Below are 14,991 nucleotides of genomic sequence, written 5' to 3' on the forward strand. Positions count from 1 at the left end.
TTTATTAACGGAGGTATTAGAGACTATGGCAGAAGTAAATGTTGAAAAACTAGCCGGTGATATAGGTACAACTGTTGATAAATTACTACAGCAGTTTTCACAAGCCGGTATTACTAAACAAGCAGGCGATAATGTAACTGAAGCTGAAAAAGCGACGTTACTTGATCACCTAAGCAAGCAACATGGTGGCACGGGCTCTGAAGGCCCTGCTCGCATGACATTGCAACGTAAGAGCAAAAGCACATTAAGTGTGACGGGCTCTACGGGTAAAGCAAAAGCTGTGCAAGTTGAAGTTCGTAAAACACGCACTTATGTGAAAAAAAGTGCTGTTGAGCAAGAACAAGAACAGCAACGTCTAGCCGCTGAAGAAAAAGCACGTCTTGAAGAGCAGCAAAAAGCTGAACAAGCCGCTGCTGAATTAAAGGCAAAACAAGAGGCAGAACGTAAAGCAAAAGAAGACGCTGATCGTAAAGCCAAAGAAGAAGCTAAACGCAAAGCAGATGCTGAGCGTAAAGCGAAACAACAGCAGATGACCCCTGAGCAAAGTGCTAAGTCTGAGAAAGATCGCATCGAAGCTGAGCGTCTGCAAAAAGAAGCAGAAGAGGCCGCATTGAAGAAAGCTGAAGAAGAAGCGAAACGTCAAGCAGAAGAGGCAAGAAAGCTAGCTGAAGAGAACTCAGCACGCTGGAAGAAAGAAGAAGAAGAACGTAAGAAACGCGAAGAAACCGCGGATCACCACCTTACGACTTCAACATACGCACGTGAAGCAGAAGATGTAGCTGATGCTCGCGAAGAGCAAGGCTCTCGCCGTGCGAAGAAAAAGAAAAAAGCGCCAGCAAAAGATAAATTTGCAGCGTCTAAAGGTAAAAAAGGTAAGCTAAAAGCGCCAGCGTCATTACAGCACGGTTTCCAAAAACCAACGGCTGATGTTAAAAACGAAGTGCGTATTAGTGAAACAATTACAGTTGCTGAGCTTGCATCACGCATGGCGGTTAAAGGTGCTGAAGTTGTAAAAACTATGATGAAAATGGGTGACATGGTTACTATTAACCAAGTTATTGACCAAGAAACTGCGCAACTTGTAGCAGAAGAAATGGGCCATAAAGTTATCATCGTTAAAGAAAACGAATTAGAGCAAACAGTACTTAATGACCGCCATGAAGATGGTAAGTCAGAGCCACGTGCGCCAGTAGTAACTGTTATGGGTCACGTTGACCACGGTAAAACATCGACGCTTGATTACATTCGTTCAGCTAAAGTTGCATCAGGCGAAGCCGGTGGTATTACACAGCACATTGGTGCATACCACGTTGAAACTAACGGCAACATGATCACTTTCTTAGATACTCCGGGTCACGCCGCATTTACATCAATGCGTGCTCGTGGTGCAAAAGCGACTGATATCGTAATCCTAGTAGTTGCAGCTGATGATGGCGTAATGCCACAAACTAAAGAAGCGGTACAGCATGCTCGCGCAGCTGGCGTTCCTTTAATTATTGCTGTTAACAAAATGGATAAAGAAGGCGCAGATCCAGATCGCGTTAAAAACGAACTAGCTCAGCTAGACGTTATCCCAGAAGAGTGGGGCGGCGATACACAGTACGTGCACATTTCAGCAAAAACAGGTTTAGGTATTGATGATCTGCTAGAAGCTGTATTAATGCAATCTGAGCTTTTAGAGTTAAATGCGCCGACCGAAGGTATGGCTGCAGGTGTTGTTATTGAATCACGTCTTGATAAAGGCCGTGGTCCTGTTGCGTCTATTCTTGTTCAGTCAGGTACGCTTAATCAAGGTGACATTGTATTATGTGGTCTTGAATACGGCCGTGTTCGTGCAATGCGCGATGAAAACGGTAAAGACATTAAGTCTGCCGGTCCTTCTATTCCAGTTGAGATTTTAGGTCTGTCTGGTATTCCAGCTGCCGGTGATGAAGCAACTGTAGTTAAAGATGAGCGTAAAGCGCGTGAAGTTGCACTTTACCGTCAAGGTAAATTCCGCGATGTTAAACTAGCGCGTCAACAAAAAGCGAAGCTTGAAAACATGTTTACTAACATGACTGAAGGCGACGTATCTGAAGTTAACGTGGTACTTAAAGCAGACGTTCAAGGTTCAATCGAAGCAATTTCAGACTCACTAACTAAGCTTTCTACTGATGAAGTAAAAGTGAAGATTGTTGGTTCTGGTGTTGGTGGTATCACAGAAACTGATGCAACCCTTGCGGCAGCGTCTAACGCGATTGTGGTTGGCTTTAACGTTCGTGCTGATGCATCAGCGCGTAAAGTGATTGACTCTGAAAACCTAGATCTTCGTTACTACAGCGTAATCTACGCGCTAATCGAAGAAGTTAAGCAAGCCATGTCTGGTATGCTTGCGCCTGAGTTTAAACAAGAGATCATTGGTCTTGCTGAAGTACGTGACGTATTTAAGTCTCCAAAAATTGGTGCAATTGCCGGTTGTATGGTTACTGAAGGTACAATTAAGCGTAGCGCACCAATTCGTGTACTTCGTGATAACGTGGTTATTTACGAAGGCGAGCTTGAGTCATTACGTCGCTTTAAAGATGACGTAGCTGATGTTCGTAACGGCATGGAATGTGGTATCGGCGTTAAGAACTACAATGATGTTCGCGTTGGTGACCAAATCGAAGTATTTGAAACAGTTGAAGTACAACGTACTCTTTAATTGTTATTAGGTGGTGTTGGACATTCAAGGTTGTACCTCGATAGCCCAACATAACCTATGCTAAGATTTTAAATGGGGGCTCAGCCCCCATTTGTGTATCCATTATTTAGTTAGCTTATTATTATTTTTCAATAAGTTATAATTTTAGGAAAGTGAAATGAGAGAATTTTCTCGCACTGATCGTGTTGCTCAGCAAATTCAAAAAGAAATTGCGGTGATTTTACAACGCGAAATTAAAGATCCACGCTTGGGCATGGTGACAGTGTCTGCGGTAGAAGTATCGCGCGATTTATCTTATGCCAAAGTTTTCATTACTGTGTTTAACACCGAAGATGAAAATGCAGCCAAGCAAAGTGCCAAAGTACTTAACGAAGCAACCGGTTATATCCGCTCGTTGCTAGGTAAACGTATTCGTGCGCGAATCATGCCTGAGCTTAAATTTGTGGTTGATAATTCATTAATGGAAGGGATGCGAATCTCTAACTTAGTGGACTCTATCATTCGTGAAGATAATGCTAAGCATGTTGATGATGAAACAGATAGCGAAGAAGGCACTAAAGACTAATGGCAAGACGCAGTAAAGGCCGTCCAGTTGATGGTATTTTGTTGTTAAACAAACCAGAAGGTATTTCATCAAACAAAGCACTGCAGCAAGCGAAAGGTATTTATTTTGCTCAAAAAGCAGGGCACACTGGTGCGCTCGATCCGCTTGCGACCGGTATGCTGCCTATTTGTTTTGGTGAAGCCACTAAGTTTACCCAGTTTTTACTCGATACAGATAAAACCTATGTTGTGCGAGCAAAGCTGGGTGAGCGTACTACCACGTCAGACTCTGATGGTGAAGTGGTCGAAACGCGTGATGTTAATGTTACTGCTGAACTGCTTACACAGGAAATTGCTAAATTTTTAGGTGAGTCAGATCAATACCCATCAATGTACTCAGCGCTTAAATATGAAGGCAAGCCTTTATATAAATACGCGCGCGAAGGCATAGAAGTCCCTCGTAAGTGTCGAAAAATTAACGTATTTAGCTTAACGCTTGATGAGTTTGATGAGCAAGCTAACGAAATACAAATGACTGCCCATGTATCTAAAGGCACGTATATTCGTACTATTGTTGATGACTTAGGTGAAAACCTTGGCTGCGGCGCGCATGTGATTATGCTGCATCGTAGTGCTGTAGGGCATTACCCAGCAGATAAAATGGTCACACTTGAGCAGTTAGAAACGTTATTAAATCAAGCGAAAGAACAAGACGTTGCGCCTTCTACTTACCTTGACGAACTATTATTGCCAATGGATACCGCGTTAGTTGATTTACCTGTTGTGGAAATTACTAAAGAGCAGGGAATAGCATTTAGCCATGGTCAAGCTGTGGTGCTAGGTAAAGAATTACCTGAAGGTGCAATAAAAGTACTGGCTGACGGAATTTTTATTGGTACTGGTGAACGTAATCCTGATGGCCATCTAAAATCAAAACGTGGCTTGTCTAATCAGCAACCAGAGTAAAGTTTAACTTGTAGTTATGCTGATAATTGGTAGAATACGCCCGCTTAATCGTTTTGGCTGAATTAGTGATCGGCTAAAGCACCTATTAAATTTAACTTTTGGAGTTATTATGTCACTAAGTAATCAAGAAAAAATCGATATCATTGCTAAATTCGCACGCGCTGAAGGCGACACTGGTTCACCTGAAGTACAAGTAGCATTACTTACTTTTGATATCAACAAGCTTCAAGGTCACTTTGCTGATCACAAGCATGACTTCCACTCACGTCGTGGTCTGCTTCGTAAAGTAAGCACTCGCCGTAAACTGCTTGATTACCTTAAAGGTAAAGATATCTCGCGTTACACTGCGTTAATCAAAGAGCTTGGCCTACGTCGCTAAGAACTTGATTATCAAAAGGGGAGCTTTTTAGCTCCTTTTTTTGTGCTTAAATTTTCTCGTCTTCCCCAGTACTTCTTAGTAAACCCCTTGAAATATCGAATAAAAGCCATACTATTATCTTTCACAAAGCGAATGTTTTTGACATTGCTGCAAGCACTATTTTATCTCGGTGCTAAGCTCGCAATTTTACCTGACTTTGTTATATACTATGGCGCGTAGATAAAAAGGTTTATCTACGGTTATTTACATCATTGCCAATTGTAGTACTTAATTGATTTCCAACTGAATACAATTATGTACTGTAATTGGTACTTTGATGAAAACTTAATTAATACTAAAAATACATTTAAGGAATATTTTAAGTGCAAGCAATTATAAAAGAATTTCAACTAGGTCAACACACAGTGACGCTAGAAACAGGTGCTATCGCTCGTCAAGCAGACGGCGCAGTACTAGCAAGCATTGGCGACACGTCAGTACTAGTAACGGTTGTTGGTAAGCGTGAAGCTCAACCAGGCCAAGACTTTTTCCCACTAACAGTTAACTACCAAGAGCGTATGTACGCTGCAGGTCGTATCCCAGGTGGTTTCCTTAAGCGTGAAGGTCGTCCTAACGATGGCGAAACGCTAATTGCACGTCTTATTGACCGTCCAATTCGTCCACTTTTTCCAAATGGTTTCGTAAACGAAGTACAAGTTATCGCGACTGTTGTTTCTGTAAACCCTGAAATCCAACCTGATATGGTTGCGATGATTGGTACATCAGCAGCACTTGCTATCTCTGGTATTCCGTTCAGCGGTCCAATTGGTGCATCACGTGTTGGTTACATCAACGGTGAATACGTACTTAACCCAACACTAAAAGAGCTTGAAGAAAGCCAACTTGATTTAGTTGTTGCTGGTACTGATAACGCCGTACTTATGGTTGAATCAGAAGCAGACGTACTTGCTGAAGACGTAATGCTAGGCGCAGTTGTATACGGCCATGAGCAATCACAGTCTATCATCAAGGCAATCAACGAATTTAAAGCAGAAGCAGGCAAGCCTACTTGGGATTGGACTGCACCTGAGAAAAACGTTGCATTAGAAGAGAAAGTAGCAACACTTGCTGCTGATAAAGTAGGCGAAGCTTACCGTATTACTGATAAAGTAGCGCGTAAAGAAGCATTAACTGCAGCAAAAGATGCCGTAGTTGAAGCGCTTACTAGCGAACTTGCTGAAGGCGAAACGCTTGATAAGCAAGAAGTAGGTAAAGTATTCGGTTCACTTGAGAAGAAAATCGTTCGTGGCCGTATCGCTGCTGGCGAAAAACGTATCGATGGTCGTGAACCAGATATGATCCGTGCACTAGATGTAATGACGGGCGTACTTCCACGTACTCACGGTTCTGCAATTTTTACACGTGGTGAAACGCAAGCATTAGTAACAGCAACACTTGGTACAGAACGTGACTCACAGTTAATCGATGATTTAACTGGCACGCACAAAAACCACTTTATGCTTAACTACAACTTCCCTCCATTCTGTGTAGGTGAAACGGGTTTTGTAGGTTCTCCTAAGCGTCGTGAAATCGGCCACGGTAACCTAGCTAAGCGTGGTATCCAAGCTGTAATGCCAACATTAACTGAGTTCCCTTACTCAATTCGTGTTGTATCTGAAATCACTGAATCAAATGGTTCATCTTCAATGGCATCGGTTTGTGGTACGTCTCTAGCGCTTATGAACGCGGGTGTACCAATTAAAGCTTCTGTTGCGGGTATCGCGATGGGCCTAGTTAAAGAAGAAGAAAACTTTGTAGTACTTTCAGATATCTTAGGTGATGAAGATCACTTAGGTGACATGGACTTTAAAGTAGCGGGTACAACTAACGGTATCACTGCACTACAAATGGATATCAAGATTGAAGGTATCACGCAAGAAATCATGCAAATCGCGCTTAAGCAAGCTAAAGCAGCTCGTTTACACATTCTAGGTGTGATGGACGAAGCGATTTCTGCACCTTCTGAAGAGTTATCTATGTTTGCTCCGCGTATTTACACGATGCAAATCCCACAGAAGAAAATTGCTGAAGTAATCGGTAAAGGTGGCGCAACTATTCGTCAACTTACTGAAGAAACAGGTACTACGATTGAAATCGGTGATGATGGCACAATTAAGATTGCTGCTACAGACGGTGAAAGTGCAGCAAATGCAATTAGCCGTATTGAGCAATTAACTGCTGAGCTTGAAGTTGGTACTATCTACGAAGGTAAAGTTGTACGTATCGTTGACTTCGGTGCGTTTGTAAATATTCTTCCTGGTAAAGATGGCCTAGTGCATATCTCACAAATCAGCACAGAGCGTGTTAACAACGTTGCTGATCACCTTAGTGAAGGTCAAGAAGTTAAAGTTAAAGTACTAGAAGTAGACCGCCAAGGCCGTGTACGTCTAAGTATTAAAGAAGCAATGGAATCAGCAGCACCTGCAGCTGACGAGTCTAAAGACGCGTAATTGCTAATCTTTCATCCAGATAATTACTGGATAGTATAAAAAGGGGCTGTTTAGCCCCTTTTTTTATGCTTTAATGTTAGCAACCTATTATGTTCAAGACGTTAAGTAACATATAACAAGAATGAACCTTACAAGACAGCTTATGTCTTATCTATTTGCTACTTACCTCGGTATTAAGGATTTTAATGAGACTTAAACATTTAGCCTTGGCATCTTTTGCTATTTTGTCTTTAAGCGCTTGTCAGGCTACTACTAAACCCGCTGCTATTATTAATGTGCCATTTACTGCGCCACTTGCATCAGACTTTAGAAATGAAATTGCCATTGCTCGTTTTTCAGAACTATTAAATAGGGCAGACTTAAGTACAGAGCAACAAGCAAAGCTGTATTATGACCGTGGTGTGCTGTTTGATAGCTTAGGCATGACAACTTTATCGCGAATTGATTTTAACCGAGCAGTTAAACTGAAACCTGATTTGGCTGAAGTGTATAACTTTTTGGGGATTCAACATACCTTGATGCAGCAATACGAAAAAGCATACGAGTATTTTGATTCAGCCATAGAGTTAGACCAAGAACATGAATATGCGTATTTAAATCGTGGTATTGCTTTGTACTATGGTGATAGAGCCACGCTTGCAAAAGATGACTTTAAAACGTTCTTGGAGCGCTCTCCTAACGATCCTTATCGTGTTCTGTGGCTTTATTTAGCGCAAGCGGCACAAGATAAAACTCAGGCACTCGCTTCGTTAAAAGCCAATGCGGCAGCCCTTGATGAAAACGAATGGGCATATCAGCTTATTGCCTTGTATGTAGGTGATATGAGTGAAAAAGCATTTTTTTCAGGCATAGCCGATGGTGTAAGTTCACAACAAGAATATGCTCAACGTTTATGTGAAGCTTATTTTTACTTAGCTAAACAGCACCAAGCCGCAGGTGAGCTTTCAATTGCAACAGATTACTTTAAGTTGGCGCTGGCCACGAACGTTCATGAATTTATAGAATATAAATATGCACGTTTAGAGCTTGAGTTGATGGCAAGTGAAAGCGCGGGCTAATTTTTTTAAATTAAGTATTTTATTACTGTGCACTAGCTTAATTAGTGGCTCCAGTAATAAACAAAATAGCATTGGCTTTTGGCAAGTATTGCACGCCAAAGCCAATGTGATTGATAGTTATTGGCAATTCCCTAGTTACTTTGCATCGCATATTTTACAACTCCCCCCGACCTCATTAGCCACCTTAGCACGCAATAAAATAGCCCATGCACAATACGGATATGGGTTATCATTAATAGCCAATAATCAAACTGAAACCGCCAAGCTCTTTTGGCAAGCAAGCCTCGATGAGATAACAATTAAACAACAAAAACATCTCGCAGCTTCATTGCTTGCTCAACAGCGTTGGCAAGATTTAGCGTTATTAAAAGCTCACAATAAGTTACCTAAAGGGGATGCCTTTTATCATTTACAGTTACAACAGCATGCTCCCTTCGATGCATTAAATCACTCCTTTATGAATAAATTAGGGTTTTTGGTAGCGAGCGATCAAATTGAGATACAAAAGCAATGCACATTTAATGTGCTAATGCTGAGCGATCACCGTGATGGTTTATATAGGCTCAACCACTTTGTGAAAAAATACGCACAACACCCAGAGCCTAGTAGTAATGCATTTTGTTTTTCAAAGCCTATATATGTTGGTAATGCAATTGCTTGTAACAGCACTAAAGCAACGCTTGCGCAGTGCGATTGGCAACAGTCATCACTTAAGCAGCGGCTTCCTAAAGGATTCGATTTTGCGATTATGATGCCCAAGCAAGGTACTGCCAATGTGCATCAGGGCTTAATGCATATTAACTCGCAGGCTAATTATGCAGTCTTTTTACATGAATTAATGCACTTTAATGGTTTTGAAGATGAATATGCTTTACCAGCAAAAAAACAAGCTTGGCTTTGTCAGCTTGAGGGGTTGGTTGCCCCTAACTTGTTTATTGCTCATAACACTGATGCGCCAAAAGGATGGCACAAAAGCAAAAGCTGTCAGCAAGGAGGTGTTGCTTATAAGCCAAGCGCACAGTGGTCTATTATGCAATATCAACAGGTTGGACTTTCAGAGCAATATCGGGCTTTGTGGCAAACTCATATAGAGCAACATGCAGATTTATTCCCGCGCTTTTAATCATTAAATAGAGTGCTTTTAGGTTGTTTAACCAATGATTATATGAGCCTATTAAAACTGCTTAAAAGCTGAGCCGGTTTTATCCCAGTTCATTAATTTATAGACTTTTTTGTTTGATTATTGCCCCGCTAGAAGCGCTTTCTATAGACAAAAACCGTGTTTATCAGTATAACTGTACGTATTAATGTTGTTAAAAAACAGATATAAAACGTATACCCAAGTCACTTTGGTATTTAATAATAACAAGTAGCGAATTGATAAACTTTATGATTCAAAAAGGCCCTTCATTATGACTTTGCTCTGGATACCCCTGTTATCCTTATTAGGCAGTGTTATTTCTGCATGCACCGGCAAACTTTCTCGAAATCAGGCAACGAGCCTAACGGCTATTGCGCCTTTAGCCGCGCTTGCAATTACACTTTATCATGCGCCTGCGGTTCTCGCGGGAGAAACCATTCGTTTTAGCGCGCAGTGGATACCTGCTTTAGGGCTGGATATTTCCTTACGCTTAGATGGTTTGAGTTTACTGTTTTTATTTATGATTTTAGGAATAGGGCTGCTGGTTATTTTGTATGCCCGTTATTACCTAAGTCAAAACGATTCACTGCCAAAGCTATTTAGTTACTTAATGTTATTTATGACCGCCATGCTGGGCATTGTTATGTCAAACAATGTGATTCAGTTATGGGTATTTTGGGAGCTAACCAGTATTAGCTCGTTCTTGTTGATTAGTTACTGGTGGCATAAATCAGAGGCGCGCAAGGGGGCGCGTATGGCACTGGCGGTAACCGGTGCGGGTGGTTTAGCATTACTGGGCGGCTTAATGCTGCTAGGTGATATTGTTGGAAGCTACAACCTAGACACTATTTTAGCTAGCAAAGCGATTATTCAATCACATGATTTATACGAATTAGCGCTGGTGCTAGTATTACTAGGCGCCTTTACCAAGTCTGCACAATTTCCGTTTCATTTTTGGTTACCCCACGCCATGGCAGCACCTACACCGGTTAGTGCCTATTTACACTCTGCCACTATGGTAAAAGCGGGTATCTTTTTACTTGCGCGTTTTTATCCAGCACTGGCGGGTACCGACACTTGGTTTTTATTAGTCGGTTTGACGGGTTTAACTACACTTTTATTTGGCGCTTACATCGCGCTATTCAAACATGATTTAAAAGGCTTATTAGCCTATTCAACAATTAGTCATTTAGGCCTAATTACTCTATTACTCGGCCTAGACACACAACTTGCAACCGTAGCCGCTATTTTTCATATTATTAACCATGCTACGTTTAAAGCGTCGTTATTTATGGCCACGGGTATTATTGACCATGAAACCGGCACGCGTGATATGCGCAAACTCAATGGCATGTGGCGCTACTTACCTTATACAGCCACATTGGCGATGGTGGCCGCTGCCGCTATGGCGGGTGTACCGCTATTAAATGGTTTCTTATCTAAAGAAATGTTTTTTGCTGAAACACTGCATCAGCAAGTACTTGGCTCTATGTCGTGGTTAATTCCTGTGCTGGCAACCGTTGCAGGTGCGCTGTCCGTAGCGTACTCATCTCGCTTTATTCATGACGTGTTCTTTAATGGTGAACCGATAGACTTACCACGCACCCCTCATGAGGCGCCACGTTATATGCGTGTGCCTATCGAAATTTTAGTGGTGCTATGTATTTTAGTGGGTATTTTTCCGCACTTTGCAGTAGATGGTATTTTATCGGCTGCTTCATTGGCCGTACTTGGCCAAGCTATGCCTGAGTACAAGCTAACTATTTGGCACGGTTTCAATTTACCTCTACTTATGAGTGGTATGGCGGTGATTGGTGGTTTATTTATTTACGTTAATCGTAAGTACTTGTTTCAGTTTCAGGCGTCGTTACCTCCTTTTAACGCTAAAAAAATCTTCGAGCGTTTTTTAGCGGTTGTGGTTAATTGGTGTCAAAACAAAATCCAATCAACAGAAAATGGCTCATTACAACGCTATGTATTTATTATGTTAGGTGTTGTATTACTTGCCTCAGGTTGGCCATTATTTGAAATGAAACAGCTAGCTGGCAGTGTACCTAACACCCCAGTTGATATTCAAAATGCTATAGGTGCAGGGCTACTGATTATTGGTGCTATTGCTACCGTTATTTGGCATCGAATTCGGATGGTGTCGTTATTAATGCTGTCGATTGTGGGATTAATGGTGTCGGTAGCGTTTACACGTTTTTCAGCGCCTGACTTGGCCTTAACGCAACTTACAGTAGAAGTTGCGACCATCATATTATTAATGTTGGCACTGTTTTTCTTACCGCAAAGTACGCCAAGAGAGTCAAGCTCGTTGCGTATTTTACGTGATGTGGTTATTTCCTCTACGGTGGGGGTAATTATTGCTAGTATTTGTTATGCATTACTGACCCGTCCTCTTAATTCAATTTCTGAATTCTTTGTTGCTAATGCTAAAACAGGCGGTGGGGGTACTAACGTTGTTAACGTTATTTTAGTTGATTTTAGGGGCTTTGATACCTTAGGTGAAATCACCGTGTTAGGGATTGCAGCACTGGGTATATTTAAACTGTTATCAAGAATTCCGCTTTATATGCCAGCAAGCGACAGTGAAGGGCGCCCATGGTCTAAAGACCGTCACCCTATTTTATTGGCTTGTATTTCACAAAGCTTATTACCATTGGCGCTATTAGTATCCGCTTATATTTTCTTACGTGGTCATAACTTACCGGGCGGTGGATTTATTGCCGGTCTCGTGACCTCTATTGCCTTTATTTTACAATATATGGCCCATGGTACTGCGTGGATTAATGAACGTTTTGATGTTAACTATCGAAAAATTATTGCATCAGGTATCGCTATCGCCATGTTTACGGGTGTCGGAAGTTGGTTCTTCGATAAACCATTCTTAACTACCTGGTTTGATTACTTTGATATTCCGTTTGTTGGTAAAACAGAGCTAGCTAGCGCCATTGTATTTGACTTGGGCGTGTACTTAACCGTCGTTGGCGCGACGCTAATGATCCTTGCGAGCTTAGGTAATATGACAGCGAACGCAGAGAAAGAAGAGGTAAATATTTAATGGAACTGTTATACGCATCTTGCGTTGGCGTGCTAGTCACCTGTGGTGTGTTCTTATTATTGAGAGCGCGCACATTCCCAGTGGTATTGGGGCTGACAATGATTTCTTACGCGGTTAATTTGTTTTTATTCTCATCAGGGCGCTTAACTATCAATAAAGCGGTGGTACTTGGAACTGGCGCTGATTACGCCGATCCGCTGCCACAAGCCTTAGTATTAACAGCTATTGTGATAGGATTTGCCATGACTGCGTTTGTGGTTATTTTATCGATACGAGGGCGAGCAGATTTAGGGAATGATCATGTTGATGGCACCCTAACCAGAAGTAAACGCAAGGAGAGAAAATGATTCAGCATTTAGCATCTTTGCCTGTTTTAATGCCTATGCTAGCGGCAATCATTCTGCTACTGCCACCGTGTGGCAAAAGTTTATTTGCACGGCGATTAACTTCAAGCCTAATGGCTATTTTAACCTTTGTAATTACAGTATTACTGCTGGTTCAGGTTAAAGATAACGGGATTATTGTTTATGCAATCGGTAACTGGTCAGCGCCGTTTGGTATTGTACTGGTAGCAGATATGCTCTCAACTTTACTGGTTACTTTAACCGCCTTTTTAGGTCTTGGTGTGGTTTTATATGGGTGTGCCGGCGATGACGAGCAAGGCAGCTTTTTCCATCCCTTGGTTCATTTTTTAATATTAGGGGTAAATGGTGCGTTTTTAACGGGTGATTTATTTAACGTCTTTGTCTTTTTTGAAGTGTTACTAATTGCTTCTTATGCGCTATTAATGCACGGCGGCGGTAAACCAAAAACACGTGCAGCACTGCATTACGTTATTTTAAACTTAGTTGGCTCAAGTGTATTTTTAATCGGCTTAGGTATTTTATATGGGGTATTGGGTACCCTAAACATTGCTGATATGGCTAATAAAGTACCGCAGTTAACTGGTGATGATGTTTATTTAGCTAAAGCGGGCGGGTTACTATTGCTTGTAGTATTTGCCCTTAAAAGTGCACTATTACCACTGCATTTATGGCTCCCAAATGCCTATTCAAGTGCGACACCTGTGGTTGCTGCATTATTCGCGATTATGACCAAAGTAGGTGTTTACGCCACTTTACGCGTATATACAGTGGTATTTGGTGAACAAGCCGGTGAACTTGAGCATATGGCGCAGTCTTGGCTATGGGCGTTGGCCATTGCTACTATAGTGATTGGGGCAATCGGGGTGTTGGCAGCACAAGATTTACGTAAGCTTACCGCAAACTTAGTACTGGTTTCTGTGGGTACTTTAGTGGCACTGGTTGCACTTCAAAATATAAACGCCACAGCTGCACTATTGTATTATTTGGTGCACTCAACGTTAGTGACTGCAGCACTATTTTTACTGGCTGATTTAATTGCAACTCAGCGAGGTAAAGCCGGCGACAGATTAGTTGGCGGACGCGCAGTTAAACAACCATTCTTGTTGGGAACGTGTTTTATTATCGCTGGACTAACCGTCATAGGTATGCCGCCACTTTCAGGTTTTGTAGGTAAAATTTGGATTTTAAAAACCACCTTAAACAGTGAGCAAGCACTGGTATTTTGGCCTGTTTACTTAATTATGAGCTTAGCGTTAATTGTTGCTATATCACGTGCAGGCACGAGTTTGTTTTGGGAGCATAAAGACAAAGGCGGTGAGGCTGCTGATGTTGCTAATGCACATCCGTTGCAAGTTATCGTACTTGTTGGCCTGCTCACAAGCTCAATACTGTTGGTTGTTTTTGGTGATTTGGCAACGCAATATGCACTTGAAACAGCAACACAACTTCACGATATTAGTGGTGGTATTAATGCGGTACTCAAGGGAGGTCTGTAATGCGCTTAGAAGCTCGTTTTCGTTGGTTACCCACACCGTTTCGTAGTCTATTTTTATTTATAGTATGGCTATTATTAAATAACAGTGTGTCTGTAGGGCATATTATATTGGGTGCATTGTTAGCACTGCTTATTCCTTTATTCAGTATGTCATTTAGAGATCCACAACCACTCATATTAAAGCCTGGCTTGGCGTTTAAGCAGTTACTTATTGTGCTTTACGATATTATTGTGGCTAATTTACAAGTGGCCTTATTAATACTGGGCCCTTCAAAAAATTTACGTCCAGGTTTTGTTAAAGTGCCTATCGATTTAATGCATGAAATGCCAATTACTATTTTGGCTAGTTGTGTGTCTTTAACGCCGGGTACAGTAAGTGCTGAGGTTTATCCTCTCATTAAGTCACTTAATGAAGATGATGAACCAGCGCAGCGATATTTATTAATTCACGTGTTGGATTTAGATGATGAGCAAGCACTTATCAAACAAATTAAAGCACGCTACGAAGCTCCCCTAAAGGAGATATTTCAATGTTAGATACAGTATCACTGATTGTTTTTTCAATGGTTGGATTGTCATTACTACTAAATTTATGGCGACTTATTATTGGTCCATCAGTACCAGATCGTATTTTGGCGCTCGATACAATGTATATTAACGTTATTGCATTGATTATTTTATATAGCATCAGTATGGGAACAGGTTTATATTTTGAAGCCGCTTTGCTTATCGCAATGTTAGGCTTTATAAGTACCGTGGCAGTATGTAAGTATTTACTTCGTGGCGATATAATTGAGTAAGGTATTAA

The 14,991-nt window shown here is 41.5% G+C and carries 12 protein-coding genes; all 12 read left to right on the forward strand.

Annotation, left to right across the window (positions count from 1 at the left end):
- Positions 1–25 precede the first annotated feature (25 nt).
- Entirely contained in the window at positions 26–2,683 is a 2,658-nt protein-coding gene (gene infB, locus KK487_RS05205; RefSeq protein ID WP_013464536.1) for a translation initiation factor IF-2, read from the forward strand.
- 157 nt (positions 2,684–2,840) lie between these two features.
- Positions 2,841–3,248, forward strand: coding sequence for a 30S ribosome-binding factor RbfA (gene rbfA, locus KK487_RS05210; RefSeq protein WP_008467148.1), 408 nt, complete (start codon positions 2,841–2,843; stop codon positions 3,246–3,248).
- Positions 3,248–4,192, forward strand: coding sequence for a tRNA pseudouridine(55) synthase TruB (gene truB / locus KK487_RS05215; protein ID WP_013464537.1), 945 nt, complete (start codon positions 3,248–3,250; stop codon positions 4,190–4,192). The genes rbfA and truB overlap by 1 nt, the downstream gene beginning before the upstream one ends.
- A gap of 109 nt (positions 4,193–4,301) precedes the next feature.
- Positions 4,302–4,571 (forward strand): 30S ribosomal protein S15, encoded by a 270-nt coding sequence (gene rpsO / locus KK487_RS05220; RefSeq protein ID WP_006793376.1) that lies wholly within the window; start codon positions 4,302–4,304, stop codon positions 4,569–4,571.
- A gap of 362 nt (positions 4,572–4,933) precedes the next feature.
- Complete coding sequence (gene pnp, locus KK487_RS05225; RefSeq protein WP_013464538.1) at positions 4,934–7,060, forward strand: polyribonucleotide nucleotidyltransferase; 2,127 nt, start codon at positions 4,934–4,936, stop codon at positions 7,058–7,060.
- 185 nt (positions 7,061–7,245) lie between these two features.
- On the forward strand, positions 7,246–8,118 hold the full coding sequence (gene nlpI / locus KK487_RS05230) for a lipoprotein NlpI (protein WP_013464539.1): 873 nt from the start codon (positions 7,246–7,248) through the stop codon (positions 8,116–8,118).
- Positions 8,102–9,241: a hypothetical protein gene (locus tag KK487_RS05235; RefSeq protein ID WP_028835353.1), complete on the forward strand. Its 1,140-nt coding sequence runs from the start codon at positions 8,102–8,104 to the stop codon at positions 9,239–9,241. Before nlpI ends, KK487_RS05235 begins: the two co-directional genes overlap by 17 nt.
- 289 nt (positions 9,242–9,530) lie before the next feature.
- Positions 9,531–12,323 (forward strand): monovalent cation/H+ antiporter subunit A, encoded by a 2,793-nt coding sequence (locus tag KK487_RS05240; RefSeq protein WP_028835352.1) that lies wholly within the window; start codon positions 9,531–9,533, stop codon positions 12,321–12,323.
- Positions 12,323–12,670, forward strand: a complete 348-nt coding sequence (locus KK487_RS05245) for a Na+/H+ antiporter subunit C (RefSeq protein WP_013464542.1) — start codon at positions 12,323–12,325, stop codon at positions 12,668–12,670. Before KK487_RS05240 ends, KK487_RS05245 begins: the two co-directional genes overlap by 1 nt.
- Positions 12,667–14,184, forward strand: a complete 1,518-nt coding sequence (locus tag KK487_RS05250; RefSeq protein ID WP_215521999.1) for a monovalent cation/H+ antiporter subunit D — start codon at positions 12,667–12,669, stop codon at positions 14,182–14,184. Before KK487_RS05245 ends, KK487_RS05250 begins: the two co-directional genes overlap by 4 nt.
- Positions 14,184–14,720, forward strand: coding sequence for a Na+/H+ antiporter subunit E (locus KK487_RS05255; protein WP_016899457.1), 537 nt, complete (start codon positions 14,184–14,186; stop codon positions 14,718–14,720). The genes KK487_RS05250 and KK487_RS05255 overlap by 1 nt, the downstream gene beginning before the upstream one ends.
- Positions 14,714–14,983: a K+/H+ antiporter subunit F gene (locus KK487_RS05260; protein WP_215522000.1), complete on the forward strand. Its 270-nt coding sequence runs from the start codon at positions 14,714–14,716 to the stop codon at positions 14,981–14,983. The genes KK487_RS05255 and KK487_RS05260 overlap by 7 nt, the downstream gene beginning before the upstream one ends.
- The last annotated feature ends 8 nt before the right edge of the window (positions 14,984–14,991 follow it).

Source organism: Pseudoalteromonas sp. SiA1 (genome assembly GCF_018732205.1).
GTDB classification, from domain to species: Bacteria; Pseudomonadota; Gammaproteobacteria; order Enterobacterales; family Alteromonadaceae; genus Pseudoalteromonas; species Pseudoalteromonas tetraodonis.

Excerpts from the sequence above, each read along its gene's own strand:
- infB (WP_013464536.1), top strand. The coding sequence starts at position 26 with ATGGCAGAAGTAAATGTTGAAAAACTAGCCGGTGATATAGGTACAACT.
- rbfA (WP_008467148.1), top strand. The coding sequence starts at position 2,841 with ATGAGAGAATTTTCTCGCACTGATCGTGTTGCTCAGCAAATTCAAAAA.
- truB (WP_013464537.1), top strand. The coding sequence starts at position 3,248 with ATGGCAAGACGCAGTAAAGGCCGTCCAGTTGATGGTATTTTGTTGTTA.
- rpsO (WP_006793376.1), top strand. The coding sequence starts at position 4,302 with ATGTCACTAAGTAATCAAGAAAAAATCGATATCATTGCTAAATTCGCA.
- nlpI (WP_013464539.1), top strand. The coding sequence starts at position 7,246 with ATGAGACTTAAACATTTAGCCTTGGCATCTTTTGCTATTTTGTCTTTA.
- KK487_RS05240 (WP_028835352.1), top strand. The coding sequence starts at position 9,531 with ATGACTTTGCTCTGGATACCCCTGTTATCCTTATTAGGCAGTGTTATT.
- KK487_RS05245 (WP_013464542.1), top strand. The coding sequence starts at position 12,323 with ATGGAACTGTTATACGCATCTTGCGTTGGCGTGCTAGTCACCTGTGGT.
- KK487_RS05250 (WP_215521999.1), top strand. The coding sequence starts at position 12,667 with ATGATTCAGCATTTAGCATCTTTGCCTGTTTTAATGCCTATGCTAGCG.
- KK487_RS05255 (WP_016899457.1), top strand. The coding sequence starts at position 14,184 with ATGCGCTTAGAAGCTCGTTTTCGTTGGTTACCCACACCGTTTCGTAGT.
- KK487_RS05260 (WP_215522000.1), top strand. The coding sequence starts at position 14,714 with ATGTTAGATACAGTATCACTGATTGTTTTTTCAATGGTTGGATTGTCA.